The following is a 26,462-nucleotide window of genomic DNA, read 5'->3' as shown; positions in this document are numbered from 1 at the left end:
TCATGAATAAAAATAATTGAGAGAAAAGAATAATGACCGATATGGCCAAAGCAGTGCGTTTAATGATTTTTGACGTTGATGGCGTCATGACCGATGGTAGTTTGTACTACAGCGATGCAGGTGAAGAGCTGAAAGCGTTTAATTCACTGGATGGGCATGGTCTGAAAATGTTACGTGCCAGCGGGGTAAAGCTGGCCATTATTACGGGCCGTACCTCGCAGCTGGTTGAAAAGCGGGCCAAGGATCTGGGCGTTGACTATCTTTATCAGGGTGCTCACGATAAGCGGGCTAGCTATGAAGACTTGCTGCAAGCTGCTGGTGTAGGCCAGGATGCGTGTGGTTATATGGGGGATGATGTGATCGATATTCCCGTCATGCGCCGGGTTGCATTCGCCGTTGCGGTGCCTGATTCTCCTGAGCTGGTGCGTAAACATGCTCATTACATTACAGGCAGTTCAGGTGGCCGGGGTGCGGTAAGAGAGGTATGCGAGTATCTGATGCAGTCTCAGGGCACACTTGACGCCGCAATGGCGCCTTACCTCGCCTGATGGCCGTTCCCGGCACTACTCGCCTGCTTCCTTTGGCCCTTGTTGTTTTGCTGGGCAGCCTTACCTGGCTGCTTGACAGGGCGGCGAGTATACCAAGCTCTGCAGTGGCGGCTAACTCCGATCAGCCCGATATGCTGGTTGATAAGGCTACAGTGGTTCGTTTCGGAGAAGATGGCCAGCCTTTGTCTTTACTGACAGCAGCTCGTGTTTCACATTTACCTGCTGGTGATATTACCTGGCTGGAAAAGCCGCAGCTGCGTTATACCGCGCCCGGTCAGCCGCGTCTGGATGTCCGTGGTGAGCGGGCGAAATCGGTGAATCAGGGGCGCGAGGTGTGGTTTCCCGGTGCAGTTACTATGGTCAGAGCCGCTAGCGGTACGCAGGCGGAGCTTACGATCAAAGGGCGGGACATGCATGTTTTACCGGATACGGGTGTGGCCAGCTCCGAGGCCCCTGCAATTGCAAAAATGGGCACGTATATTGTTGAATCAGTCGGCTTTATTGCTGATTCCAAGGCTGAAACGCTGGAACTTAAATCTAATGTCAGGATGAGCTATGAGCCGATTCATACCCGCTAAAATTATTTTATTCATGTTGCTGGCAGGCTCTGCTTATGCAGAAAAAGCAGATCGGGAAAAACCGATCAAAATTGCTGCAGCAAATTGTGTGATGAATCAAAAAACGCAGGCAAGTGTCTGTACCAAGGACGTTGTACTGACTCAGGGCTCATTGAGCATACGGGCGGATAAGCTGACAGTGCGTCAGGATGATGCAGGTAATCAATACGTTGCCGGAAACGGTGGCCCTGTTCGTTTCCGGCAAAAAATGGATGATAGCAATGACTGGGTGGATGCTGAAGCACTGCGTTTTGACTATGACGGCCATACTGGCATTATCAAGCTGATGGATAAAGCCTGGGTCAAGCGCGGTGAAGATCAGGTTTATAGTGATCTGATTACCTACGATTTAAAGAATGAAGCCTATCAGGCGCAAGGCAGGCCCGAGGGCAACGGGCGCGTTAATATCGTGATTACCCCGAAAAAGGCTCCTGCTCCATGACCAGCTCTTTACGTGCCGAACAGCTAGAAAAACGTTATGGCAAAAGAACCGTTGTGCGTGATGTCACGATGGAAATCTCAAGCGGTGAAGTGGTAGGTTTGCTTGGCCCTAACGGGGCAGGCAAAACAACCAGTTTTTATATGATTGTTGGCCTGGTAGGCATGAATGGCGGGCGGATTACGCTAGATGGTGAGGATATCGGCCATTTACCTATTCATCAGAGGGCGCGGCGTGGTTTGGGCTATTTGCCGCAAGAAGCGTCTATCTTTCGTAAAATGACGGTGGCACAAAATATCAGTGCAGTGCTTGAATTACATTGCAAAAATAGTGAGCAAATCAGCACTCGCTTAGATGAGTTGCTGCATGATTTGCATATTTCGCATCTGCGTGATGCAGGCGCGATGGGATTATCAGGGGGGGAGCGCCGTCGGGTAGAAATTGCCAGGGCTCTGGCTGCCAACCCGCGTTTTATTCTGCTTGATGAGCCCTTTGCCGGGGTAGACCCGATTGCCGTGATGGATATTCAACGTATTATCGGTTTTTTAAAACAAAGGGGAATCGGTGTTTTGATCACTGATCATAATGTGCGGGAGACCCTTGGTATTTGCGATCGTGCTTACATCATTTCCGAAGGTGCGGTGATGGCGTCAGGCGCTCCGAAAGACATTGTTGAAAATGAAAGTGTGCGTCGGGTATATCTCGGTGAACATTTCCGCATGTAAATGAAACAAACTCTGCAGCTGCGGCTATCCCAGCAACTTAATCTTACTCCCCAACTACAGCAGGCGATCAAGCTGCTGCAGCTTTCTACCCTTGATTTTCAGCAAGAGCTTGAACAGTATCTGAGTGAAAATCCGCTATTGGAGCGGGGAGAGGAAGCTGCGGCTGGTGAAGCTGAGCAGCCGGAGTCCCAGTGGGAAATAGGAGAGGACGACGGCTTGCGCTGGGAGGGCTCCAGCCATAGCGGCTCGGATGATGATGAAGATTTTGATCCTGCCAGCAATATTGCCCGTGATTTGGATTTGCGTGAATATCTGTTACAGCAGGCGGGACTGCTGCCCCTCTCCCATAGGGATAAATCGTTATTGCTGATGTTGATAGAGGCGTTGGATGATGACGGTTTTCTTTCTCAATCCTTAGAGGAGGTTTTTTCTCAGCTGCCAGAGGAACTAATTCAGGATTATGAGCTCGAACCTGATGACTTAAGGATTGCTTTAATTCGCTTACAGCACCTGGAGCCGCTTGGGGTGGGCGCAAGGGATACGGCAGATTGTTTATGCTTACAACTGCGCCAAAAACCCGATAGTGCCGCAAGAGAATTAGCATTAAAAATTGCCCATAATTCGCTCGATTTATTAGCCGGACGGGACTACACTAGGCTTAAACGAACCTTCAAATGTGAAGATGGTGAGTTAAAAGCTGCACAAGAATTGATTGTAAGTTTAAATCCAAGACCAAGTGCTCAATGGTCTGCAGCGTCACCCAGATATGTAAGCCCGGATGTGATTGTGCAAAAGGTAAGAGGTGCCTGGCGTGTCAGATTACACGATGCCTCCATGCCAAAATTACGGGTAAACCGCCTTTATGCAGATATCTTACAAAAAGGTGATGGCGGACATCTGGCGCGGGAGTTACAGGAAGCCCGCTGGCTGGTTAAGAGTGTACAGCAGCGTTTCGACACTATTTTACGAGTGGCCACGGCAATTGTAGAGCGGCAGCGTGCGTTTTTTGAACATGGTGAAGTGGCAATGCGCCCGTTGGTACTCAGGGATATTGCTGAAGAATTAGATTTACATGAGTCCACTATTTCCAGGGTGACCACGCAAAAATATATGCTTACGCCGCGTGGCCTGTATGAATTCAAGTTTTTCTTCGGTAGCCATGTTGATACGGATGCCGGGGGAGAGTGTTCTGCTACAGCGATCAAAGCATTGATCAAGCAGATGGTGCAGCAAGAAGATAAGAGAAAACCTTTAAGTGATAGTGTGTTGGCAGAAGCTTTGTCTGCTCAGGGTATTGTGGTAGCACGTCGTACAGTTGCCAAATACCGCGAGGCATTGCAGATTTATCCAGTAAGTCAGCGCAAAAGTTTGTAAGGCCCCAACGGAAGGAGTAACCCTATGAATTTGAATATCAGTGGCCATCATCTTGAAGTGACCCCGTCTATCCGTGAATATGTAAACAGTAAGATGGAAAAGGTCATCCGGCACTTTGATAATGTGATCGACGTTAATGTCGTCCTCTCCGTGGAGAAACTGCAGCATCAGGTTGAAGCAACCGTTCATGTTCGTGGCCGTGATATCCATGTGGAAGCAGCGGATGAAAATATGTATGCGGCTATTGATTTGCTGGCAGATAAGCTTGACCGTCAGGTGGTGAAGCACAAAGAAAAATCAATGGATCATCGTAATGAATCCATTAAGCAACACCAGCCTGCCGCCGAATAAAGCAATTTTTGTCACCTTAGCGGGAACCGGAAGATTCAGGTTCCCGTTTTTGTTTTTAAACGACGGCGCTACAATAGGTGTCGTCCCTGTTTTGGTCTGTCTACAATGAGCTTGATCGCCCAAATTTTGCCGAGCGGAAATGTCTTTCTGGACATGGAAGTGAGCAGCAAAAAACGTATTTTCGAACAAGTCGGTATTGTGTTTGAGAATAGTCACGGTATTGCCCGCAGCGTTATTTTTGATAGTCTGTTTGCCCGTGAGAAGCTGGGCTCTACAGGTTTAGGTCAGGGTGTTGCCATTCCGCACGGCCGGATTAAAGGTTTAAAAGAAGCAACAGGTGCTTTTGTTCGCCTGGATGAGCCGATTCCTTATGACGCGCCTGATGGCAAGCCTGTTTCTTTGGTGTTTGTTTTGCTTGTGCCAGCTCACGCAACTGATTTACATCTGCAAATTCTGTCCGAGCTTGCCCAACTCTTTTCAGACAAAGTGTTGCGTGAGAGCTTGCTGGCTGCTACGGAGCCGGGCCAGATCTGGAAATTAATCAGCACCTGGGAGCCCTATGCCTCAGATTTCAGTTAGACAGCTTTTTATTGATAACGCCGAAAAACTGCGACTCACCTGGGTTGCAGGGCAATCGGGCGCAAATAATCTGTTATCTAATGATGCGTCGGAGCAAAAACCGACTTTATCTCTGGTGGGCCATCTGAATTTTATCCACCCTAACCGTATTCAGGTGCTTGGGGTGGCAGAAACAGTCTATCTGCTGCAGCTGAGCGTTGAGGCGCAAAGAGAATCGCTGGCAAAGCTGTTCTCAAATGAAATGGCAGCAGTCATTGTGGCTAATGGCCAGATTGTGGGTGATTGCCTGCGCGAAGCCTCCGAGCGCTTTCATGTGCCGCTGCTTACCTCCCCCGAGCAATCTCCTTATCTGATGGATGTTCTGCGTTATTACCTGTCCAAGGCACTGGCGGTTTCTACACATCTGCACGGGGTGTTTCTGGATGTGCTGGAAGTGGGTGTTTTGTTAACCGGTGAATCATCGATGGGTAAAAGCGAGCTGGCACTGGAGCTGATTTCACGCGGTCATGGCTTAGTGGCTGATGATGTGGTTGAGGTTTATCGCACCAATCCGGAAACGCTGGAAGGGCGCTGCCCGCCGATGTTGCGTGATTTTCTGGAGGTGCGCGGAATTGGCGTGCTCAATATCCGTACTATTTTCGGTGAAACTGCGGTCAGACCACGTAAAACACTTAAGCTGATTATGCATCTGGCCAAGGCAGGTGGTGAAAAAGTAGCGCCAATGGATCGATTGCAAATGCAGGCGGCCACGCAGGATATCCTTGGCGTGCCAATTCGTAAGCTAGTGATTCCTGTGGCGGCAGGTCGAAATTTAGCGGTTCTGGTTGAAGCCGCAGTTCGAAACTATATTTTACAATTACGTGGTATTGATTCAACGCGTGAGTTTATTGAAAGACATCAGAAATTTATGGAGATGGGCGAATAAGCGCTTATCTTTCTTCAAAGCTTGGCAGGCGGCAATGAATCAATTGAATAATATGGCAGTGGGGATGGGGGATTGAAACAGCAACAGGTTATTTTGTTATCTGGTTTATCGGGCGCAGGTAAAAGCGTTGCGCTAAAAGCCTTGGAAGACCTTGGCTATTTTTGCATCGATAATCTACCCGCGCCTTTGCTGCCGCAAACGGCAGCATTGCTGGATGAAGACGGCTATCCAAAAATCGCCATTTCGGTGGATGTGCGCAGCGCTCACAATTTTGCCAGCTTTCCTAATCATCTAGAGGCTCTGCTTGAGCTGGGGCTTGATGTGCAAATGTTGTTTCTGGAAGCGAATAACGAAACACTGGTGAAGCGCTTTTCTGAAACACGTCGCAGCCACCCGCTCTCTGGTGACTCATTAACGGTGACCGAGGCGATTGCTCTGGAGCGTGAAATGTTGGCAGATTTCTCCGCTGTTGCCCATCGCATTGATACCAGTGGCCTGTCGGCCAACCAGCTGCGCAGCTGGATTAGGCAGTTTGTGGCACTGGATCGCTCCAGGCTCACGGTAATTTTTGAATCTTTTGGCTTTAAGCACGGCCTGCCGATGGATGCCGATTTTGTCTTTGATGCACGTTGCCTGCCTAACCCGTATTACGACAAATCTTTGCGCCCTTTAACGGGTAAAGATCAGCCGGTGGTAGATTTTTTAGCCCGGCAAGAAGTCGTGGGGCGTTTTCAGGCGCAGATCAAAACATTTATGCAAGCCTGGTTGCCAGAGTTTGAAGCCGATAATCGTAGCTATATCACGGTAGCCATTGGTTGCACTGGTGGGCAGCATCGATCGGTGTATCTGGCGGAGCAACTGGCTAAGTACTTTGCTGAGCATAGGCAGGTATTACTTAGGCACCGTGAGCAGCATGCCTGAAATCAAACGTTCCGCAGGCACTGATTTTCCCCTTCTCCCCTTGGAGGGCAAGGGAAAAAGAAAGAATCAAGTAATGCGGCCAGGTGACTGGCCGTTTGTCATCATGGCGCTGGCTTTTGTGCTGTATCTGGGTTTTTGGAGCTGGCAGCAAGATAGCGCTACGCGAGTGCGTATTTATCAGGCGGGTAAAGTTTTTGCCGAGCTGGATTTAAACGCAGAGCGCACCTTACAGGTGGCAGGCCCCCTGGGGCTCACTTCTGTGGAAATAAAATCGGGTAGGGCACGCATTAGTAGTGATCCTAGCCCGCGCCAATATTGTGTGCGTATGGGCTGGCTGGATCAGGCTGGCCAGATGGCGATTTGTCTGCCTAATCGTATTAGTATCGAGCTTTTAGGCTCACGTCCTTATGAAATCGACAGCCTCAGTTACTGAAATCCGCATCAAGCCTGGCTTGGATGATGTGCGAATTGCCCGTTATGCCGCGCTGGCGATTGCGCTGTCGGTGCTGGAGGCAGGTATTCCTTCGCCTATTCCCGGTATTAAGCCGGGGCTGGCTAATATCATTACTCTGATTGCACTCTGGCGCTTTGGCTGGCGGGATGCCGCTTGGATTTCCATGCTTAGAATTATCGGTAGTAGTATTGTCATCGGAGGATTTCTATCCCCCGGCTTTGCCATGAGCCTGATGGGAGGGCTGTGCAGTTTATTGGCTTTGGCTGTTGTCAGCTACTTACCCCGGCGCTGGTTCGGGCCAGTCTCGCATTCTCTTGCTGCCGCTTTTGCCCATATGGCCGGTCAGCTATTATTGGCGCGGCTGTGGCTGATTCCGCATAATGGCATCATCCATTTAGTGCCGCTGTTTGCTGCGGCGGCTCTGGTGTTTGGTGTGGTAAACGGGGTGATTGCCGCAAAGTTGCTGGCGAATGAGTGAATATGTTCAAAGAGCGTAGGGCGGGTGAAATCCCATACGCGCTAAGTAAAGTAAAAAGATCTTTTTAGTGCCTTCGGCACGTTGATTTAGGTGCGGGCGTCCCGCTGGACCTTCCTTTCTTGCGCGGCCAAGAAACGAAGCCAAAGAAGGCCACCCCTAAAACATGACATCTCCTCGCTGCGGACAATCGAGGTGGCGTTAATTCAACTCGCTTCGCTAAACACGAATTGACGACGGCCCCACCCCGCTTGTTCCTCGCTCGGCGTGTTTTCAGGGTAGGGTAAAAGCCCTGTTGCCGGGAGCGTGGTTATAATGTTTTTTCGTTGTTTGCTGATGAAAAAAAGTGTTTAGCACATATGGGGTGAAATCCGCCAGATTTTTGTCTGAAATGTTCGGAAATCGGCGTGTTGCACCGGCCCTACAAAACACACAAGCGTTATAAGTATCCATTGATTGAATTCTCTTCGCGTTCCGTTTTTTTACTCTGAGCTTTCTGTATCAACAGACCTTAGGGTGTGACATCGTTTTAATAGGTTTCAAATGAAAACAATAACATTGGCTTTTACCGGAGCATCTGGCCTGCCTTATGGTTTGCGCACGCTGGAATGCCTGCTGGCGGCGGGTTGCACCGTACATGTGCTCTATACCCAGGCGGCGCAAATTGTGGCTAAGCAAGAGCTGGGCGAAACCTGGCCTTCGCGGGCGGCTGATCTGGCGGTGCATTTTCGTCAGCGCTATGGCGTAGTTGATAAATCAAAGTTGCAAGTTTTTGGCCAGCAAGAATGGTTTGCCCCGATGGCATCTGGCTCTAATCCCGGCGATGGTATGGTGGTTTGCCCCTGCACCATGGGTGCTTTATCGGCAATTGCGGTGGGTGCCTCGGATAATTTATTAGAGCGCGCTGCGGATGTAATGATCAAAGAAGGCAAAAAATTAGTGGTTGTTCCACGTGAAGCACCTTTTTCAGTGCTGCATCTGGAAAATATGCTCAAGCTGGCAAAGCTGGGGGTGGTGATCCTGCCGCCCAATCCGGGCTTTTATCACCACCCTAAAACCATCGCCGATCTGGTCGATTTTGTGGTGGCCCGGATTCTGGATCAGTTTCAAATCCCGCATCAGCTGATGCCGCGCTGGGGGGAGGAGGGATGAATTTAAAAATTAACTGGCCTTCATGGAAAACGGCTTGCTTTGTCCTGATAGCCTTGTGGTTCTGGCCCTCACTGGCCCCGCATGATCCATGGAAGCCTGATGAAAGCTATATTCTTGGTCTGGTTTATGAATACACGCTGCGGGATAACTGGCTGGTGCCGATGCTCTCTGGCGAGCCATTTATGGAAAAACCACCGCTGTTTTTCTGGACCGCAGCAGCCTTCTCCCGCTATGTGTTTCCCTGGCTGCCTGTGCATACGGCAGCCAGGCTTGCCGCTGCATTTTATATTGCACTGACCTTTATTTTTGCGGCACTGGCCGCAGGGCAATTTGCTGCCCGCAAGCGGGTGAAAGATCCATCACAAGCAGCGTGGTTTACTGCTATTTTACTGGCTGGCACGCTGGGGCTGGCTGGCAATGGCCATCATATTCTGACCGATAGCGCCTTATTTGCCAGTTTTGCTATTGCGCTTTATGCATTCTCCATTTTTCCTAAACAGCCACTGGTCAGTGGCTTGCTGATGGGTACGGCGTGGGGAATGGCGTTTTTAACTAAGGGTTTATTGGGGCCGGGCTGTCTTGGCCTGGCGGCTTTACTGCTGCCGCTCTTTGACCGTATTTACCGGCAAAAAGCTTATTTACTAACACTTAGTATTGCCTTGCTTGTCGCACTGCCTTGGTGGCTGATCTGGCCCTGGCGCTTATGGCTGGCCTCGCCAGAGTTATTTCATACCTGGTTTTGGGTGAATAATTTTGGGCGTTTTCTGGGTGAAAATAATCTTGGCCCAGAATATAGGCACGGTTTTTACCTGAAGATTCTGCCATGGCATGCCTTCCCGCTGATCCTTTATCTGCCGGTACTGTTTTTCAGGCAACGCCTTGACGCATTTAAAAATGCGGCCCCGGCGGCCCTGCTTTGCCTCCTGACCTACACCATCTTGTCGCTGGCGAAGACATCAATGGAGCTATACGCCGTGCCCGCCGTCGTGGCCTTTGCCGTATGGATGGGCGCGCAGGCATCTTGTGTTCCCGCCGCCTTCGAACGCCGCTTTGGGCTGGTCGCCCTCTGCTTACTTGCCATCAGTGCGCTAGTGCTGTGGTGGGCATGGGCGGCGCTTTACTTTGGCTTGCCTTTGCAAGCGCGCCTGCTGCATTTCTTACCGGGTTTTGCTGAACAGCCGAACTGGTTGGGCGTGCTGTCTGCACTCGCGCTCACCATCTTCGTGTGGAATCTGGCCTGGCGGGTGCCACAGAGGGCCAAACATGAAGGTGCCGTGCGCTGGCTGGCCGTGCTGGTAATGAGCTACGGCCTGGTCTTCAGCCTGCTGTTGCCCGCCCTAAATTACAGCAAAAGCTATAAACCGATGATGCTGGATTTAGCCACCCAACTGGATAAAACCCAGTGCCTGGCAAGCTTTGGCCTTGGGGAACACGAAAGAGGCAACTTCCACTACTACACCACCATGCGGGTGGAGCGCTTCGAAATAGGCCGGGGCAAAGAATGCCCGCAGCTATTAATCCAGGGCAGCATCATGTCTGCGAATATTGGCGACTATACCCTGCTGAAGAAAACCACCAGGACGGCAGGTAGGTATGAGGAGTTTAGTGTTTGGCGTAAGAGTTAATGAATATTGCTTACCATTTGCTGATATTATGCTAATTTATGGTGTTTGTATTTTTTAGTGCTCTTAATTTAAGGAACGGTTGATGCTCTTCTCTGATGAGTTTATTGCCACGCTAAAGGAAGACCCAGTCCGGGGGACGATTAGCCTCTGCGGCAAAACTTTTGAGCATCTTGATCTCGAGAGCCAAGAAGGATGGCGCGATTCTGACTTTACGATTTTGATAGAAGCCTATGCGCTGCTGGTGGAGGTTATTGAATCTGGCTTGTTGCCAGTACGGCTAGAGTACCCGGTAATCGCAAACGGAGGCTCAAATGAGTGCGGAACATTGTTCGAATTTATCCACGAGGTGCGTGAAATCTGCGTAGGTGAAGAAGCCAAACTTCTAGTATCTGCACTCCGAAACCGTTTTAAGACATCACTAAGTTCGGGCTTTTTATACGAATTCTCTCAAGGCGATTTAGATCGGGTTCAAGCACTGGTGAATCAATTACGAGAGCTAATCGCTGATGCAGGTCACTTCGAGAAGGAGCACCAGCAGCGACTACTTCGGCGTTTGGAAAAGCTACAGTCAGAACTTCATAAAAAGGTGTCAGACCTTGATCGATTCTGGGGACTAATTGGTGATGCTGGCGTTGTGATTGGGAAATTGGGTGAAGACGCGAAGCCAATAGTCGACAGAATCCGAGAGATTACTGACATCGTTTGGCAGACTCAGTCAAGAGCTGAAGAGTTGCCAAGTGGTACGAAACTCCCTCAACTTGAACACAGATCGCCAGCCAGCATTGAAGAGCTCTAACCCATTGACCAAGCGGACCTAGTAGGGCTGGGTAGTAGTATCTACCTGCGTTAAGTGGTACTGCCAATCACTAGCACCAACCCACTCACCACTCACTCCGCTACCATCCTTGAATCACGGGTTACGCCTGCGGCTAACCCGCCCTACAGGTCTGTAAGTCTCTTTGTCCTGCAGGATTTTGGATGCTTGTTACACCGGAAGTTTGTCATCGCTTGCGGTCAAAACCATCATTTCACCGAGTATGCGAGATAAGTCGCACTGGCCGGTGAATTGAAACGTTAACGATCAACGGAATGTTATGAAACTTATCAGCACCCTACTCATTGTGTTTGCGTCTATTTCTATTTCATGGGCTACTGAGCTTAAGCAGTTTAATTTTGAGCCGGAAACGAAATCGCAAGCAATTACTGTGGAAAAAACGGCTTGTGGTTTTCCGGAATTAAAATTGCCCAAGGAATTTGCTGTGTTCGCGGCAGGAGCCTACTCTGGCCGAAAGATTGCGTTTCAAATTGATCAGAGCGGCCATGAAGGAACACAGATTGATGTTGTGGTAAATAGCCCCAATAAGCCTGTTGTATTGATGCTTGGTGCCTATGAACCAACGATTTGGAATATTGGTTGGTCAAAAGCAACTAAAATCATTGCGGTGTTAGTTGGGGGATATCATCGGCAGGCTGTAGCCGGGCTGGCGAAAGGCACTCCATTACTGCTTAGCACTTACGACAATCTGGGGCCATGCGGATACTTCTACGTTACCCCTGATAATCTGGCCCCTTTGAATCCTTTGTCCAAGCGTGTTTTTGCACGTCAGGTTGATATGGTCTTCCCTGCAACAAATGGCAAGGTAGTTGTCGGAGAGCCTTTGCCAGCTGGAAGTAAGTTGCTTACATCTGGTGAAACTATACCTGAGTTGTTTTATGACAAAGCTGCACCGATTGCGGGTCCTGCAGGATTAGAAGATGCTGTTCGCAGAGGGCTTTTACGAAAGGCTACCGCCGCTGATGCTCAAGCTTGGGCCGATGCAGTTCTGAAAAGTTCGCCACAAAGAGATATACCGCCGGTTGCTGGTCAAGGCGTTCCTAAGCCTCCAAAGATGTCTGTATACAATGCGTATGTAGTGCTTAAACCATTTACTTACCCTTCTGGGTTGTATGGTGGAAATTCGGCGACCTTCCTGATTCGTAAGGGCGTACCAAAACCAGATGGCGAGCCGGGACATTCTGCTGTTTATGATTTCAACACGCTGAATTGCCAGGGGGCATTATGCGGTGTTCACTAACCTTAAAAGGCCGCACAAAGTCATAACCCGCAATGCACCACCTCGTGCGGTGTAATGCCCAGCGTTTATTTGCGGCCCACATCCTCTATTTGATTACACCCCTTGGCCTTGTTTTGGGCGGCCTGCATCTTTTGAGGTCTTGAAATGATCACTCCCTGTAAATCTCTTAATCAGCCGGGCTGGCTTGATCTTCGGGCAGCGCTTTGGCCTGATTGTTCAAATGCTGAGCACTTGGCAGAAATGGCGCTTTTTTTAGCTTCGCCGCAGCGTTTTGCCTAATTTGTGGAATACGATCAATCTGGCAGGGCGCTTGGGTTTATTGAGCTGGCCGCGCGGGGCGATTATGTAAATGGCACGGAGTCTTCGCCGGTGGCTTTTCTTGAAGGAATTTATGTTGAGCCCAGCGCAAGACGGCGCGGCATCGCGGGCAAGCTGGTTGCTGCCGCCGAGCAATGGGCCAAAGAGTATGGCTGCAAGGAATTTGCCTCTGATGCGGCAATAGACAATATCCAGAGCCATGCCATGCATAAATCGCCCTGCATAAACATCAATCCCCGCCGGATCGCTGATATCAAAGCAGCCGCCGCTGCTTATTTACTAAGAAACTGACGCACTTACGGAAATCGCCATGATTTTACCTAGCCTGCAGCAATCCTCCTCCCCGCGCACCTGGCTGTTTTACGGCGACAGCATTACCCATGGTGTGCTGCATACAGTGGGCGCGCGCTGTTTTAGCGAGCACTTTACCGAGCGGCTGCGTTTTGAGCTGGAGCGGCCAGATGATGTGGTGCTTAATACCGCGTGCTCCGGGCATAACACGCGGCAGATGCTGGGCCATTTCCCCCTGCGCGTGGCGCGCTTTAAGCCGGATATAGCTCTGCTGATGGCCGGAATGAACGATTGCAACAGCAGGCTGGCCGATGGGCAATATGTGCCGCTGGACGAATTCTGCGCCAATCTGTCCACCATGATTTCTGCCGTGCGGGGCTGGGCCAGATTCGTTAAAGTTCAGATACTACGATTGTGGCTTTTATTTTCATCTACCAAGGCAGCAGAATGAGTTTGTATCTTTGCAGAACCTGTAATGAGCAACATAATGAGTTACCGATGTGCCTGGGAGCGGGCGCACCTGCTCTCTGGTATTCCATCCCTGAGGACAAGCGAGCAAGCCGGGCGGAGCTTACTTCGGATCAATGTGTTATTGATGGGGGGCACTTCTTTATCCTTGGGCGTATTCTCATTCCGGTGCATGATGGCATGGGGCCGCTTATATGGCTGGCTTGGGTTTCGCTGAGTGAAGCAAATTTTCTTCGTAGCGGTGAGCTTTGGGAAAGTGAAGGCCGCGAAAGTGAGCCGCCCTATTTTGGCTGGCTGCAAAGCGATTTGCCCTATACGCCAAGCACACTTAGCCTTAAAACTCAGGTACAAACCGGCCCCGTTGGGGAGTGGCCCAGCATTTTGCTTGAGCATACAGACCACCCACTTGCACTAGAGCAATATCACGGTATATCAATGGCCCGGGTTCAGCAGATTGCAGAGGCTGCTTTGCACCGGTAGTTAAATACCCGGCTATGTCGCAGAGAAAAAAGCGCCTATATGCTGGCCACACTTGGTGTTTATCAAGTTAGGAATCTTATGCTCTCACGGCTTGAATTTGCTTCTTATCATGTGGCGCTCTTTTTCATCTCTGGCATTTTGATGAGCATCGTTATTAGCTCATTATTTTTGTTTGATTTTCTGCAGTGGTTCAAAATTTCTGAAAATATAGGCTGGATCATTGTGTTGTCTTTCTGGACTTGCGGCTCAGGATTTTTCACTGTTGCGATATCCCAGGGTATGAGAGCTTTTTCCCTGGATGTTTGGGACGAAGCGCAAGCTCATGGTGCCTCATTTGTTTTGCTACTCGGCCACCTTGGGCCTTTGGGGTCTGCATATCTGCTTAATATAATGAGTTCACAGTCAGGTGGATCATCAGGACTTTTTTTACTGCCTTTTATTGCTTGGGCTGCAGTTCTCTATCCGGCGGGGATCATCATGGCGAATTCCCGTATTAAGCAGGTGCTGGAGGATGACTAAGAGATGGAGGCCTTATGATTTTTTAGGGCATGCAAGGCTGTTAAACGCGAGCCAAGCTTAGTTCGCCAACTGTTTCAAACTAATCCTGCGAAACAGCGCCATCAGGGCAAGGGCGGCGCAGGTCAGGGCGGCGATGAGCGCAATCCAGTAGCCTTGTACGCCGTGGCCGGGAATCGTAGATGTACCAAAGGTGAGCAAATAGCCCAGCGGAATACCGATCGCCCAAAAGGCGGTAAGGTGAATCAGCATGGGGCCACGGGTGGATTTGTAGCCGCGTAATACGCCTGCCACCACCACTTGCGTGGCGTCGGAAAACTGGAAGAAGCCTGCCAACACCAGCAGCTGGCTGGCCAGCATCAGGACAACGGTATCACTGGTGTAAAAACCTGCAATAAAACGCGAGGCAAAAATCATGGCCGTGCCGGTTAAGAGGGCAACACTTAACCCCATGCGAATGCCTGTCTGGCCAATAAAACGAGCATTTTTATAATCCCCTGCACCAATCGCATGCCCCACCCTGACGGTGAGTGCGGTGCCGAGCGCCATCGGCACCATAAAGGTGAGCGATGAGAAATTCAGTGTGATCTGGTGTGCCGCAACGGTAACCGTGCCCAAGCGGGCAATTAATAAGCCGATCAGGCTAAATGCGCTGACCTCTACAAAAAACATCATACCAATGGGCAGGCCCAGCTTGATCAGCTGTTTTTGTGCTTGCCAGTTTATGCTCTGCCATGCACGAAATGGCTGAGTGTTTGTATAAACGCGGGCGTAGCGAATCCATGTGGCCAATAGCAGGAAATTAACCCATACACAAAAAGCGGTTGCCCAGCCGCAGCCCACGCCACCCATGGCTGGAAAGCCCCAGTGGCCGTAGATTAGTACCCAGTTGCAAGGGATATTGAGCAAAAGGCAAAAGATAGAAATCACCATCATGGGTTTGGTCTGATTCAGTGCCGCGCTGTAGCAATACAAAACGCGGTAGCAGGCAAAGGCTGGCAGGCCCCAGCTGACGGCTTTTAAAAACTCTTGTGCCTTATGGGCGACAATTGCTTCAAGGCCCAGATGATTAAAAACTGGCAGGGTGAAGCGAATTAAAATCAGGCCGGCCAGCGCCAGTAACAAAGCTTGCAGTAGTGCTTGCTGAGTCAGGTTAGCAATAGGCTTAAGATCATTTGCGCCAATTTTCTGTGCAACCAGCGGGCTGATGGCTAGTAAAAATCCCATCATTGTCACCATCACAGTTACCCAGATGGACGAGCCCACTGATACTGCAGCCAGATCACCTGCCGAAACTCGCCCGGCCATCACCGCATCAATAAATGAAGTGCCTGTGGTTGCGAGTTGCCCGATGGCAATAGGCCATGCAAGATGCCAGGTGGCGCGAATATCAGTGAGTCGGCTGTTCATAGTGATCTACTTTTGTGCCTGCTAAGTAGATCAGTCTGTCGTTTGACTGGCTACTATTTATGCAAGCAAAATGGATTGATAGGTTCGTATTCGGCAAGCAAACCGGGATAGCGTCGGCTAAACATTAGTGCATCTTGCAAATTTATATCCAGAATAACGACGCTGCCATTGGCCAGATTCTCGGTACGAAAGCCCAGGCTGCTGGCTGCAGCAAAGGCCTTGGATAGTGCCAGAGGTGAGGTATTGCGTTTGGCACTAAGGCGCAGCCAGCTTTGTGTTTTCCAGCGCAGGGCCGGATGCAGTTCGCGGGTGGCTTGAGTTAATTCCTGGGCTAGGCAGTCGTACATGGCAGCATTCCTAATTCAAACAGTGGGAAGCCGGTCGCAAGGTTTTTGAAATCAGATGCGGCCAACGCTTTAGCGATATTTCCCCATATCTGTACTGCCGACTTGGGCGCGCCTCGCAAGTTGTCGATTAATTGGCGCGTAAAACAAAAAACCCGCAAGCGCGGGTGACGCTGCTTTAGCTGTATTTATAAAGCGCCCGCAAGCTGGCAAAATCAACTCGGCGCTGTGTGGTTCATTCTGGCAATGAGTTGATTTGCTGTCAAGCAGCTTTATCTGGCAGCCTGTCAGGCTTGATTCTGTTCTGCTGTAAAAATGCCGGGCCTGGGCTTAATCACCCCCAGCCCGATTCAAAAATAATCAAAATATTTTCAAACCGGGCACTTCCTCACTATGGATACCCAGGCCCGGCGGCGGCTACTCAGGATTTTTTGAATCTAACATCAGCGTGATCGGGCCGTCATTAATCAGCTCAACCTGCATATCCGCGCCAAAAATGCCTGTAGGAACAGGTTTGGCGCTTAGCTGGGCCAGTTTTTGCACAAAGGCATTAAATAGCGGCTGGGAAATTTCCCCCCTGGCAGCTCTGCCCCAGGATGGGCGATTACCCTTGTTATAGGAGCCAAATAGCGTGAATTGCGAAACCGCCAGCATTTCGCCCTGGCAATCAAGTACCGAGCGATTCATCACCTGTGCTTCATCTTCAAAGATACGCAAATTGCATATTTTTTTTGCGGTCCAGTTTAAATCGGTTTCAGAATCGCTGTTTTCAATGCCAACCAGCAGCAATAATCCCGCAGCTATCTGCCCGCAGATTTCGCCATCTACTGCCACACTGGCCTGCTTTACTCTTTGAATTAAGACGCGCATTTTTCCCCCTGAGCAAAGATATTACCGCGACTGACTATTTTGTAAGCACAAATATTATATGCAGACATCAAGTGTAATTGGCGTATTTGTATGGAAGAGTCCCGATTTACATTTTCCTAAGAAAAGGGGCGGCAGCTAGTCAATATGCTGAATATTCAGTATTCTGATTTATTTTACTGCTAGGGATAAACCCATGAAAAAAGTAGGTCTGGTTGGCTGGCGCGGCATGGTGGGTTCTGTCCTCATGCAACGTATGCAGGAAGAAAAAGATTTTGATGTGATTGATCCGGTATTCTTTACGACTTCGCAAGCTGGCCAGGCCGCTCCGAATTTTGGCAAAGACGCAGGCACACTGAAAAACGCTAACGACATCGCTGAGCTGGCTGCGATGGATGTGATTATTTCCTGTCAGGGCGGTGATTACACCTCAGATATTTTTCCGAAACTGCGCGCTGCAGGTTGGGATGGTTACTGGATTGATGCGGCTTCTACCCTGCGTATGGAAGAAAACGCAGTAATCGTACTTGATCCGGTCAATGACGATTTGATCCGAGCCTCTTTGGCTAAAGGCGTTAAAAACTATATTGGCGGCAATTGTACTAATTCCATCATGCTGATGGGTATGGGTGGTTTGTTTAAAGCAGGCTTGGTCGATTGGGTGAGCTCAATGACTTACCAAGCGGCATCCGGCGGCGGCGCAAATCATATGCGCGAGCTGATTAAGGGTATGGGCGTGGTGTATGGTTCGGTAGCCGATGAATTAGCAACGCCTGCTTCGGCGATTTTAGAAATCGATCGTAAGGTTGCCGAAACAATCCGCAGCGATGTACCTACAGAATTCTTTGGCGCTCCCTTGGCCGGCGGCCTGATTCCCTGGATTGACGCGCAGCTGGATAACGGCCAGACCAAGGAAGAATGGAAAGGTCAGGCTGAGGTGAATAAAATTCTTGGTAATGAAGCGGCTATTCCTGTTGATGGTCTCTGTGTGCGTATCGGTGCGATGCGCTGCCACAGCCTTGCTTTGACTATTAAGCTAAATAAAGATCTGCCACTTGCCGAAATTGAAGCACTGATTCAGTCTGGCAATCAGTGGGTGAAATGGGTACCAAATGACCGCTCGGTAACGGTTAAAGAGCTGACCCCGGCTTCTATCACCGGCAAAATGGACATCGGCGTAGGCCGTGTACGTAAGCTCAATATGGGCCCGGAATACATCAGCGCATTTGTGATCGGTGATCAGCTGCTCTGGGGCGCTGCCGAGCCATTACGTCGTATGTTGCGGATTTTGTTGGGCTAATTTCAGGGGGGGCACGGCTTGTGCCCACGCGTTGGAATAGTGGAAATAGAGCATATCTGTGCTCTATTTTTTTGCCTGTTACGGTGCATGATAAATAAATCTGTTTCTGTTACTGATTTGAAGCTTGCATGATAATGGTCAGCTATCTGCATCTGCGAGTTTCTATGCTTACTGATTTAATTCTTCTGCTCCCACTCGCTTTTACTGCCGGTTTAATCGACGCTGCCGTAGGCGGTGGTGGGCTGGTGATGATTCCGGGCCTCTTTGCGGTCTTGCCGCGCGAAATTCCAGCAGCTCTTTTTGGTAGCAATAAATTATCTTCGATGATGGGTACGGCATCTGCCGCTGTGCGCTATGCACGGCGGGTTAAATTGCCGTGGAATGTTTTATTACCGATGGCCGCTGCTGCCTTTGTTGGCTCCTATCTGGGTGCGCGCTCTTTGCATTTGCTGCCATTGGAATGGGTGCGCCCGCTGGTGATTGGTCTGCTTGCCATTATGCTGGCTTACACCTGGCTAAAACCGTCATTCGGGCATGAAGACGCAGAGCGGGCGCTGACCCGCCGTGATCTCTATATTGGCTTATTGATTGGGCTGGTGATCGGGTTTTATGATGGATTCTTTGGTCCCGGCACCGGTTCATTTTTGATTTTTCTGTTTGTACGCTTATTTCATTTTGATTTTTTACGCGCTTCGGCATCGGCCAAAGTGGTGAATTTAGCCACCAATCTGGCTGCGCTGGCGTTCTTTATTCCCGCCAAAATGCTGATCTGGGGTTACGCCATCCCAATGGGGATGGCCAATATCGCCGGGGCGCAAGTGGGCAGCAAAATGGCCTTAAAAGGCGGAAACGTCTGGGTACGCCGCTTATTTTTGATTTTATCGGTCACACTAATTTCTAAGCTGGTATGGGATACTTTCCGGCACTAAATACGTATCTGAAAACAACATAAGATTTGGGTTTTGATGTTGGTTTTATAAAGGGTTAGAGATGAATTATTGGTTGATGAAATCAGAGCCGGATGATGTGTCGATTGATGATCTGGCGGCGCGTTCCGATCAGACAGTGGGCTGGTATGGCGTGCGTAATTATCAGGCCCGTAATTTTATGCGCGATCAGATGCAGCTTGGTGACGTGGTGTTTTTTTATCATTCCAGCTGTAAAGAGCCCGGTATTGCCGGCCTTGCCACAGTCTGCCGCCCGGCCTACCCGGACCCTACCCAGTTTGATACTGCCTCTGAGTATTTTGACGCAAAATCAACGCTTGATAAGCCACGCTGGCTGCAAGTTGATGTGTGTTTCGTACAAAAAACACGCTTATTAAGCTTGAGCGAGTTGCGTAGCCATCCAGAGCTGGCGCAGATGATGTTATTGCAAAAAGGCTCGCGGCTGTCCATTACCCCTGTGTCTGCCGCAGATGCCGCCTTTATTCTGGCAAAACTATGCTGACCGCGATTCTGGCCTATTTAAGCGTCGGGCTGATTGCCGGGTTTTTAGCGGGTTTGCTGGGCGTGGGCGGTGGACTCGTGATTGTGCCTGCGCTCTTGTATGTGTTTGCTCTGCTTGGTCTGCCGCCAGAGCATCATCAGCACCTGGCTTTGGGTACATCAATGGCGACGATTGTGTTTACCGGTATTGCCAGCCTGAAGGCCCACCATGCCCGTGGTGCTGTGCGCTGGCCGGTGGTAAAAAGCATCACGCCGGGCATTTTACTGGGCACTTTTGCTGGCGCACAGTTGGCGGCTTTTATCCCCGGTTTAGGCTTGCAGTGGTTTTTTGTGGTGTTTGCTTATTTGGTGGCGGCCCAAATGCTGCTGGATATTAAACCTAAGCCATCCAGAGCCTTGCCCGGCAAAGGCGGCATGACGGCGGTGGGGACTTCTATCGGCCTGGTTTCCAGCTGGGTAGGTATAGGTGGCGGATCTTTATCCGTACCATTTATGACGCTGTGCAATGTGCCGGTAAAAGAGGCGATAGGCACTTCGGCCGCGATTGGTTTTCCGATTGCTCTGGCCGGGGCATTGGGTTATGTGGTGAGTGGCTGGGCGGCAAATGCGCTGCCACAAGGTGCTTTAGGCTTTGTATACCTGCCTGCGCTGGCGGGTATTGTGCTGGCCAGTTTCCCCATGGCCAAAGTAGGTGCTGCCGCGGCACACCGCCTGCCTGTGCCGGTACTAAAAAAATGTTTCGCAGCTCTGTTGATTGTGCTGGCAAGCAAGATGCTGTGGAGTTTGTTGTAATCGTCACGTGGGGCGGGTTTTACCCGCCCTAAATCACATAAAACAAAATGCTGATAAATTGGCAGAGGCTGCCGCCGAGCACGAACAGATGCCAGATGCCATGACCGTGGGGGATGCGGGTGTCGAGTACGTAAAATACAATTCCCAGGGTATAGACTACGCCGCCTGCAGCCAGCCAGCTCATACCTGCGGGGGGGAGTGCTGCCATTAAGGGCTTGATGGCAAAGATAATTAACCAGCCCATCACCACGTAAATGCCTAAGGACAAGATACGGGTGCGTTTTCCCAGAATATTTTCCTGCACGATGCCGAAGATCGCCAGTGCCCAGTTCACGCCAAAAATGGTCCAGCCCAGGGGGCCTCTTAGGGTGACGAGGGCAAAAGGCGTATAGCTGCCTGCAATTAATAGGTAAATGGCACAGTGATCCAGCCGCTGGAAAACAGCTTTGGCTTTGCCCTTGAGTGAATGATAAAGGGTAGAAACAACATAGAGTAGCACCAGTGTGCTGCCATAAACCGCTACACTGACGATTTTCCACGGATCGCCTGTCATTGCTGCAAACGTGACGAGCACGATCAGCCCGCTGACCGCGAGTGCCGCCCCGATTAAGTGGCTCCAGCTATTGAAGCGCTCTCCATGGTACATAATGATCCTTTGTTGGTATAAGGCTGCCCGAGGATAGCGGCTATAGATGCCGCATGCTTGGTACAAATGCCTTATAAATGAGTTTGGTTTTTATTACAAAAAACTCAGCGATATAACTTTATCTATGTTTACAGGAGGAATTTTATCTGTAAATAGTGTGCTTCATCATGATTTTATTACGTTAATCGGTTGATTTTATGCTAGATTTGCCGCCCCTTTTAATTACGTGTGTTTCTGCCGGTTTATGCTGATGTCGTATTTCGAGAAGGCTGTTTTTTTTAGAAAAATAGTTAAGCAACTGGCCTTTATTCTTGGCCCGGTGCTTTTGCTGCTGCTTGGGCGTTATTTTGTAGATCAGAACTGGAGCGTGCAGCGCCTCCTGTTTTCTGGCTTGCTGTTTGCATTTTTGGCCCTGGTCCTGAATCGTTGGGCTGCAACGGTTGTGGCAATTGGGCTGGAAGGTTTGCTCTGCCAGGCGAGCTGGTTAAAAGAAGGGCAGACGGGTGAGCCGCTGCTGGCCCGTGATCTGTTTGAGGTTTCTCAGGGTGTATCTTTAGCCAGCTATCTGAACTGGGAAATGATTGCGTTTTCATTGTTAGTGGCGTGTGCCGTGGGTGTGGGAGTCTGGAAAAGGCCGCGCTTTGCATGGTGGCGGTTAGCCCTGGCTCTGCTCTTACCTGCTCTTTTACTGATACGTATTTTTGATCATGGGGTGCTTAACAAAACCAGCAGCAGCATCCTGGCCGAGCATTTTAAGGCAAGTTATCTGTCATATAACTTTATTCAGAACACTCGGCAAAATGGCTTACTGGTCCATCTTTATCAAACGGCTGAAAGTGTGAAACTGCCGTCTGCCGGGGCTCATTCCTTTTACACGCTGGGCACACTTAAAACACAGCAGGCCATTGAGCCGGATGTGGTGCTGATTTTATGTGAAGCCTGTTTTACCAGCCTGGATGATGATCACTTTATAACGCCGATTGCGCGTTTGAAGCAAAAGGGCTTTAGTGCCAGCATGATGCTCAGCCCTGTGTATGGGGGAGGCACGGCAGAGGCCGAGTTTGAAATGTTAACGGGCTTGTCGTCTGCTGTTTTACCGGGTATTGATTATCAGAATTATGCCAGCAGCTACCGCAAGGATGCGGCAACACTGGTTTCCCGCTACAAAGATGCGGGTTACCGAACAATTGGCATGCATAATTTTTATGGCAATTTCTGGAAGCGGAGCAATATCTACCCTAGTTTTGGCTTTAGTTCGACACGTTTTGTAGAAGAGATGTCATGGAAAACCAGAACCTGGCCGGACGATGGTCTTTTATATGATGCTGCGCTTAAAGCTTATGCGCAAGGCCCGGCTAAAGGCAAAACCATGCTGTCCTTGGTAACCGTAATGACACACGGTAATTACACAGACAGAGATTATGACGGCGGAATGGGCGATTACAATCAGCGTCTGAATGCTGCAGTAAAACATCTGGAAAAATTTGTGAAGCAGCTTGAGGCTCAGGCAAAAAAGCGTAAACGCCCGCTGGTGATTGCTTTGATTGGTGATCATAAGCCTTCTTTGACAGCCGCTTTTTATCGTAAAGGCGTCTTTGATGATCATTTTTTTCGCAGTAAAGGCGATCGCAACGATAAATTTCGCTTTGCTTATAAACTAACGCCTCAGCAATGGCGAAAGCGCGCTGAAGTTCCTTTATTTATCAAGGCCAGCAGGCCAGATCTTGCGGCCGGTATGATTGGCAATCTGGCCGGAAAACCGATGTTCTGCTTGCCTGGGGAATTAGCTCAGCTATTGCCTAAGGAGGATCCTTTCTGGGGGGCGTTATCCAGTCTCTGTGCCAGAGAGTCTGATCAGCTTGTGCCTACCCAGCAGGTAGAGTGGCGCAAGGTGTTCGAACCCGCATTATTTGCCGAGCGTTTGTTTTAGACCGGATCATTCTGTTTTGTAAGCTACGCTCCTTCGCTGGCGGCCTCAACGCTAAGCAGTGCTTCGTAATACATTTTGAAAAAATGATTTGCATTGATCCCGCATTCAACCAGCAGCCTGGCATCCGGGCACTGTGCAGATTCGCTGGCAATGGCGAGGCTTAGAAATGGGGCATAGGGGCCTGTGCTGTTCAGCAGCGCGGAGCAGACGGCTTCCGGCAGCTTAAGCAGCCCGACAATTTGTGTCAGGGGGCGGTGGATTAGCTGCTCTAGTACGGAAAATAGACCCAGTAAATACAGATGATCTTTTTCCTGAGGCCAGCGCTGGCTTCCCAGACGCTCGGTGAGCTCGGCGCGTAATAAGGCATATTCCAGCAGGGCAGGGTTAGGCCTTTCCTGGCCGGGTAAGGAAAACAGTAGTAAGGAAAGCCAGCGGTATAAACGTTCCCGGCCCAATGCCACCAGGGCCTGATCTAGCGTGTCTATTTTTTTATTGCGTGCTTCGGCGGCCGAGTTGGCTTGTGCCAGTACCCTGAAAGAGAGCAGCGGATCGGTTTTTAGTGACAGCGCAATTTCATTATTGCTGGCGTCTTGCTGCAGCAAATTCAGTAAATCGATAATTCTTAAAAATCCAGCTTCGATAGGGCCTTCCCGCCAGGTGTTCTGGTGAAACAACCTGCCTGCGGCATAGGTAATACCCAGCTGCTGGCAAAGCTGGAACTCATCATGCCAGGCTAAATCCAGCATCAGCATGGGTTTGTTTGGGGCCTGCACTTTAATGCGCTGTACCAGTTTTTCTATATCGGTGGCCAGCTTGCCATTAACTGAGAAGCTTAGCCACTGAGCCTGGGTAACAATCTCGGATGACCATGTGGCAGGTAGCTGGAGCACCAATCCTAACCCCGCTTTTTGAAGCTTCTGTAATGCGGTCAGGCCATGCTCGGGCAAGGCGGTGTTGGTATTGAGCAGCAGCATTCCTCCCTGTTCAGCAAATTGTGCCAGCTCTGGCTGTAGCAAGCTGCCAGCAGATATTTCCAGCAGGCGCAGGCGTTTTTTACCCGCCGTTGTACCCAGGCGTACGGCGTGACAGATTAACTCTCTTTCTTCCAGTAAAGTCTGTGTAAGGCTTTCTTTGTTATTTGCCCTCCTGCGAAGCAGGCTGCCAATGATTTTGCCATCATTATCGATAATATTTATGAGTTGCAGCTGTAATGCAATTGCAGGGCCTTGATAAACAGGGCGTGCAGGTGGTGGTGGCGGCTTCACAAAAAGCTGTTGTAAGAAATTAAACATGGTATCTGAGCATTAGGCAGAGAAGTGCTTAAGCCTAGCAGAAGAAATAGGGGTTGTTGCGAGGGTGTGTTGGGAGGATGGCAGATCTGTTACTTAGCCTGGCCAACGCTGTGCTGCGTGCGGGTAAATACGCGGGCACAGAACGCCTTAATTGCCTGGAGGTGAGCAGGCCGCCAGCTTTTATTGAAGCTGTCGGCCGGTTTTTAAATTATGTTTTACTTAGTCAGCTTATCCAGTGCTTCGCGGTATTTAGCGGCGGTTTTTTCAGCAACTTCCAAAGGCAGGGCAGGGGCTGGCGGGGTTTTGTCCCAGCCGGTGGTTTCCAGCCAGTCACGCACAAACTGCTTGTCGTAGCTGGGAGGATTACTGCCTGGTACGTATTGATCGGCAGGCCAGAAGCGGCTTGAATCTGGTGTCAGCGCTTCATCCATCAGGCACAGCGTGCCATCGGTATCCAGGCCAAATTCAAACTTGGTGTCGGCAATGATAATGCCGCAGGTTGCCGCGTAAATGCTGGCGGCTTTATAGAGTGCAATGGCGGTATCGCGCACCCTGGCGGCAAGCTCCACGCCAATTACTTCTTCACAGCGCGCATAGCTGATATTTTCATCATGGTCGCCCAATTCTGCTTTGGTGGACGGGGTGAAAACAGGCTCAGGTAACTGATCTGCTTCGCGTAAACCAGCAGGCAAAGCCATGCCGCAGATGCTGCCGTTTTGTTGATACTCTTTCCAGCCAGAGCCTGCGATATAGCCGCGAACAATCGCTTCTACAGCCACTGGTTTCAGGCGCTTTACTACCACGGCGCGGCCTTCAACCTGAGGCAGGTCAGCTGCACTGACCACGTCTTCTGCACGCTCGCCGGTGAAGTGGCTGGGCACCACGTCTTTGAGCTTATCAAACCAGAAGTTGGAAATAGCGGTCAGGATTTTGCCTTTTTCAGGAATCGGCTCGGCCAGAATCACATCAAATGCAGAAAGGCGGTCGGTTGCGATCATCAGCATGCGCGCATCATCAATCGCGTAAAGATCGCGTACTTTGCCCGAATAAATTTTAGTCAGGCTGGTCAAATTGGTCGTGGTAAGGCCGGTCATCGCATTTCCTTAAAGCAGCAGAGTGAAGCAACAGGCTGCTATTTTGCCCGATTATTTTAGCTTTCGCATAAAAGCTGCCAAGTCTTTAGTTAAAAGACGCGATTTATAGGGGGGCACGCTAAAAACCCCAACCTTGAACCACAGAGAACACGGAGAAAACCTTGAGGAGTGCTGTGTGCCTAATTTTCTTATCTTTGTGTTTCAAGGTTTGGGGTAAGGTACAGTGAGCAAAACATAGTTCTCTAAGAGAGCCATGAAAGGTTTGGAAAAAACTATTATTTTTCTTGGTTTTCTCTGTGCTCTCCGTGGTTCAAGACTTGGGTTTGGTCTGGTGTTTTTGCATAAAGGCTGCCAGTTCCTGATCGGCTGGCGAGCCTTTGGCTAAGGCTTGAATAATGTGTTCTTGGGCTGCCTGCGGTTTATTTTGGGAAAGCTTGAATTTGCCACTGAGCGAGGTGATGCTGATTTCAAAGCCCACAATTGCCGCTTGTAAGCGTTGGATAAATTCGGCAGGCATGATGTCTGGCCGCTTATAAGGCTCGCCTTCGTATTGAGCGAGCAGGGTGGCTAAGGCCGGGGCGGGGTTCTCCTGCAATTCAATACAGCCAGTCACGTGCACTGCGCTGTAGTTCCAGGTGGGTACCTGCGGACCATTGGGGTAGTAGCGGTGCGAGACATAGCTGTGCGGCCCCTGGAAAATCACCAGCACCTCGGCATTATTTTGCCATGCCTGCCAATGCGGATTAGCCCGCGCGATATGGCCGACCAGTTTTTGCTCGTCGCATATTAAAGTGAGCGGTAAATGGCTGGCAAACGCCTTGCCATCCACCTGGCTGATCAGCGTGGCAAAGCCGTAATCCCGAATAAAGTCATGCAGTATTTCTGTATCTTTGACGGCAAAGGAGGCAGGGGTGTACATGGTTTAACCTTTAAAAGCTTTAAAGACTAAGTTCTGTAGGCACAGAAATAAATGAGAACACTGAGAAAACTCAAATGCCTTAATCGC

30 protein-coding genes and 1 pseudogene are annotated in these 26,462 nt (G+C 50.1%); 24 read left to right on the top strand and 7 right to left on the bottom strand.

All coding sequences use genetic code 11. From position 1 onward, the window contains the following. Window positions 1-32 precede the first annotated feature (32 nt). The 19 genes and pseudogenes from EJO50_RS12340 (at window position 33) to EJO50_RS12250 (ending at window position 14,336) form a co-directional block, all read left to right on the top strand. Window positions 33-548, top strand: coding sequence for a KdsC family phosphatase (locus EJO50_RS12340; protein ID WP_125974584.1), 516 nt, complete (start codon window positions 33-35; stop codon window positions 546-548). After that, window positions 548-1,126: an LPS export ABC transporter periplasmic protein LptC gene (gene lptC / locus EJO50_RS12335; protein WP_125974582.1), complete on the top strand. Its 579-nt coding sequence runs from the start codon at window positions 548-550 to the stop codon at window positions 1,124-1,126. The genes EJO50_RS12340 and lptC overlap by 1 nt, the downstream gene beginning before the upstream one ends. Further along, the gene (lptA, locus tag EJO50_RS12330) at window positions 1,104-1,607 is read left to right on the top strand and encodes a lipopolysaccharide transport periplasmic protein LptA (protein WP_125974580.1); all 504 of its coding nucleotides are present in this window, start codon (window positions 1,104-1,106) and stop codon (window positions 1,605-1,607) included. The genes lptC and lptA overlap by 23 nt, the downstream gene beginning before the upstream one ends. Beyond that, entirely contained in the window at window positions 1,604-2,329 is a 726-nt protein-coding gene (gene lptB / locus EJO50_RS12325; RefSeq protein ID WP_125974578.1) for an LPS export ABC transporter ATP-binding protein, read from the top strand. The genes lptA and lptB overlap by 4 nt, the downstream gene beginning before the upstream one ends. Further along, window positions 2,330-3,703: an RNA polymerase factor sigma-54 gene (locus tag EJO50_RS12320; RefSeq protein ID WP_125974576.1), complete on the top strand. Its 1,374-nt coding sequence runs from the start codon at window positions 2,330-2,332 to the stop codon at window positions 3,701-3,703. A 24-nt stretch (window positions 3,704-3,727) separates the two neighbouring features. Beyond that, on the top strand, window positions 3,728-4,054 hold the full coding sequence (hpf, locus tag EJO50_RS12315; RefSeq protein WP_125974574.1) for a ribosome hibernation-promoting factor, HPF/YfiA family: 327 nt from the start codon (window positions 3,728-3,730) through the stop codon (window positions 4,052-4,054). Between the two features lie 105 nt (window positions 4,055-4,159). Further along, window positions 4,160-4,633: a PTS IIA-like nitrogen regulatory protein PtsN gene (gene ptsN / locus EJO50_RS12310; RefSeq protein ID WP_125974572.1), complete on the top strand. Its 474-nt coding sequence runs from the start codon at window positions 4,160-4,162 to the stop codon at window positions 4,631-4,633. Beyond that, a complete protein-coding gene (gene hprK / locus EJO50_RS12305) occupies window positions 4,614-5,558 on the top strand; it encodes an HPr(Ser) kinase/phosphatase (RefSeq protein ID WP_125974570.1) in 945 nt (314 codons plus the stop codon). Before ptsN ends, hprK begins: the two co-directional genes overlap by 20 nt. Before the next feature lie 72 nt (window positions 5,559-5,630). Continuing rightward, entirely contained in the window at window positions 5,631-6,479 is an 849-nt protein-coding gene (gene rapZ / locus EJO50_RS12300) for an RNase adapter RapZ (RefSeq protein ID WP_125974568.1), read from the top strand. Between the two features lie 73 nt (window positions 6,480-6,552). Next, complete coding sequence (locus EJO50_RS12295; RefSeq protein WP_206434386.1) at window positions 6,553-6,912, top strand: NusG domain II-containing protein; 360 nt, start codon at window positions 6,553-6,555, stop codon at window positions 6,910-6,912. Then, a complete protein-coding gene (locus EJO50_RS12290; protein WP_125974564.1) occupies window positions 6,887-7,411 on the top strand; it encodes a Gx transporter family protein in 525 nt (174 codons plus the stop codon). Before EJO50_RS12295 ends, EJO50_RS12290 begins: the two co-directional genes overlap by 26 nt. A gap of 540 nt (window positions 7,412-7,951) precedes the next feature. Continuing rightward, a complete protein-coding gene (locus tag EJO50_RS12285) occupies window positions 7,952-8,560 on the top strand; it encodes a flavin prenyltransferase UbiX (protein ID WP_125974562.1) in 609 nt (202 codons plus the stop codon). Then, complete coding sequence (locus EJO50_RS12280; protein WP_125974560.1) at window positions 8,557-10,185, top strand: ArnT family glycosyltransferase; 1,629 nt, start codon at window positions 8,557-8,559, stop codon at window positions 10,183-10,185. The genes EJO50_RS12285 and EJO50_RS12280 overlap by 4 nt, the downstream gene beginning before the upstream one ends. Window positions 10,186-10,267: 82 nt before the next feature. Next, window positions 10,268-10,981 carry a hypothetical protein gene (locus tag EJO50_RS12275; protein WP_125974558.1) on the top strand — a complete coding sequence of 238 codons (714 nt, stop codon included), beginning with the start codon at window positions 10,268-10,270 and terminating at the stop codon, window positions 10,979-10,981. Between the two features lie 298 nt (window positions 10,982-11,279). Beyond that, the gene (locus tag EJO50_RS12270) at window positions 11,280-12,260 is read left to right on the top strand and encodes a hypothetical protein (protein ID WP_206434385.1); all 981 of its coding nucleotides are present in this window, start codon (window positions 11,280-11,282) and stop codon (window positions 12,258-12,260) included. Between the two features lie 144 nt (window positions 12,261-12,404). Beyond that, a pseudogene (gene aac(6') / locus EJO50_RS12265) lies at window positions 12,405-12,869 on the top strand (aminoglycoside 6'-N-acetyltransferase). A 19-nt stretch (window positions 12,870-12,888) separates the two neighbouring features. Then, a complete protein-coding gene (locus EJO50_RS12260; protein WP_125974556.1) occupies window positions 12,889-13,320 on the top strand; it encodes an SGNH/GDSL hydrolase family protein in 432 nt (143 codons plus the stop codon). Next, window positions 13,317-13,817, top strand: a complete 501-nt coding sequence (locus EJO50_RS12255) for a DUF2199 domain-containing protein (protein ID WP_125974554.1) — start codon at window positions 13,317-13,319, stop codon at window positions 13,815-13,817. The genes EJO50_RS12260 and EJO50_RS12255 overlap by 4 nt, the downstream gene beginning before the upstream one ends. Window positions 13,818-13,856: 39 nt before the next feature. Further along, window positions 13,857-14,336, top strand: coding sequence for a hypothetical protein (locus EJO50_RS12250; RefSeq protein ID WP_125974552.1), 480 nt, complete (start codon window positions 13,857-13,859; stop codon window positions 14,334-14,336). 57 nt (window positions 14,337-14,393) lie between these two features. Here the strand turns inward: EJO50_RS12250 and EJO50_RS12245 are convergent, their stop codons facing one another. The 3 genes from EJO50_RS12245 to dtd form a co-directional block, all read right to left on the bottom strand. Beyond that, window positions 14,394-15,743: an MATE family efflux transporter gene (locus EJO50_RS12245; protein ID WP_125974550.1), complete on the bottom strand. Its 1,350-nt coding sequence runs from the start codon at window positions 15,741-15,743 to the stop codon at window positions 14,394-14,396. A gap of 53 nt (window positions 15,744-15,796) precedes the next feature. Then, window positions 15,797-16,090 (bottom strand): hypothetical protein, encoded by a 294-nt coding sequence (locus EJO50_RS12240; protein ID WP_125974548.1) that lies wholly within the window; start codon window positions 16,088-16,090, stop codon window positions 15,797-15,799. A 414-nt stretch (window positions 16,091-16,504) separates the two neighbouring features. Next, a complete protein-coding gene (gene dtd, locus EJO50_RS12235; RefSeq protein WP_125974546.1) occupies window positions 16,505-16,957 on the bottom strand; it encodes a D-aminoacyl-tRNA deacylase in 453 nt (150 codons plus the stop codon). A gap of 193 nt (window positions 16,958-17,150) precedes the next feature. Between dtd and asd the strand changes: the two genes are divergently transcribed. From asd to EJO50_RS12215, 4 genes are all read left to right on the top strand, one after another. Continuing rightward, the gene (gene asd / locus EJO50_RS12230; RefSeq protein WP_125974544.1) at window positions 17,151-18,254 is read left to right on the top strand and encodes an aspartate-semialdehyde dehydrogenase; all 1,104 of its coding nucleotides are present in this window, start codon (window positions 17,151-17,153) and stop codon (window positions 18,252-18,254) included. Window positions 18,255-18,418: 164 nt separating this feature from the next. Then, the gene (locus EJO50_RS12225) at window positions 18,419-19,183 is read left to right on the top strand and encodes a sulfite exporter TauE/SafE family protein (RefSeq protein ID WP_206434383.1); all 765 of its coding nucleotides are present in this window, start codon (window positions 18,419-18,421) and stop codon (window positions 19,181-19,183) included. A gap of 61 nt (window positions 19,184-19,244) precedes the next feature. Further along, window positions 19,245-19,703, top strand: coding sequence for an EVE domain-containing protein (locus EJO50_RS12220; protein ID WP_125974542.1), 459 nt, complete (start codon window positions 19,245-19,247; stop codon window positions 19,701-19,703). Continuing rightward, window positions 19,697-20,494 carry a sulfite exporter TauE/SafE family protein gene (locus EJO50_RS12215; protein ID WP_125974540.1) on the top strand — a complete coding sequence of 266 codons (798 nt, stop codon included), beginning with the start codon at window positions 19,697-19,699 and terminating at the stop codon, window positions 20,492-20,494. The genes EJO50_RS12220 and EJO50_RS12215 overlap by 7 nt, the downstream gene beginning before the upstream one ends. A gap of 28 nt (window positions 20,495-20,522) precedes the next feature. Here the strand turns inward: EJO50_RS12215 and trhA are convergent, their stop codons facing one another. Further along, window positions 20,523-21,140, bottom strand: coding sequence for a PAQR family membrane homeostasis protein TrhA (gene trhA, locus EJO50_RS12210; RefSeq protein ID WP_125974538.1), 618 nt, complete (start codon window positions 21,138-21,140; stop codon window positions 20,523-20,525). 250 nt (window positions 21,141-21,390) lie between these two features. On the opposite strand from trhA, the gene EJO50_RS12205 reads away from it, so the two are divergent. Beyond that, window positions 21,391-23,070 (top strand): LTA synthase family protein, encoded by a 1,680-nt coding sequence (locus EJO50_RS12205; RefSeq protein ID WP_164521500.1) that lies wholly within the window; start codon window positions 21,391-21,393, stop codon window positions 23,068-23,070. Window positions 23,071-23,093: 23 nt separating this feature from the next. Here EJO50_RS12205 and EJO50_RS12200 read toward each other — a convergent pair whose 3' ends face one another. From EJO50_RS12200 to EJO50_RS12190, 3 genes are all read right to left on the bottom strand, one after another. After that, window positions 23,094-24,362, bottom strand: a complete 1,269-nt coding sequence (locus EJO50_RS12200; RefSeq protein WP_125974534.1) for an EAL and HDOD domain-containing protein — start codon at window positions 24,360-24,362, stop codon at window positions 23,094-23,096. A 215-nt stretch (window positions 24,363-24,577) separates the two neighbouring features. Then, entirely contained in the window at window positions 24,578-25,456 is an 879-nt protein-coding gene (locus EJO50_RS12195; RefSeq protein WP_125974532.1) for a phosphoribosylaminoimidazolesuccinocarboxamide synthase, read from the bottom strand. Between the two features lie 310 nt (window positions 25,457-25,766). Then, window positions 25,767-26,375: an FMN-binding negative transcriptional regulator gene (locus tag EJO50_RS12190; protein ID WP_125974530.1), complete on the bottom strand. Its 609-nt coding sequence runs from the start codon at window positions 26,373-26,375 to the stop codon at window positions 25,767-25,769. Window positions 26,376-26,462 lie beyond the last annotated feature (87 nt).

The sequence above is a fragment of the Iodobacter ciconiae genome, from assembly GCF_003952345.1.
GTDB classification, from domain to species: Bacteria; Pseudomonadota; Gammaproteobacteria; order Burkholderiales; family Chitinibacteraceae; genus Iodobacter; species Iodobacter ciconiae.
The sequence above is the reverse complement of the archived record's forward strand: the minus strand, read 5'-3'. Positions and strand labels throughout refer to the sequence as shown.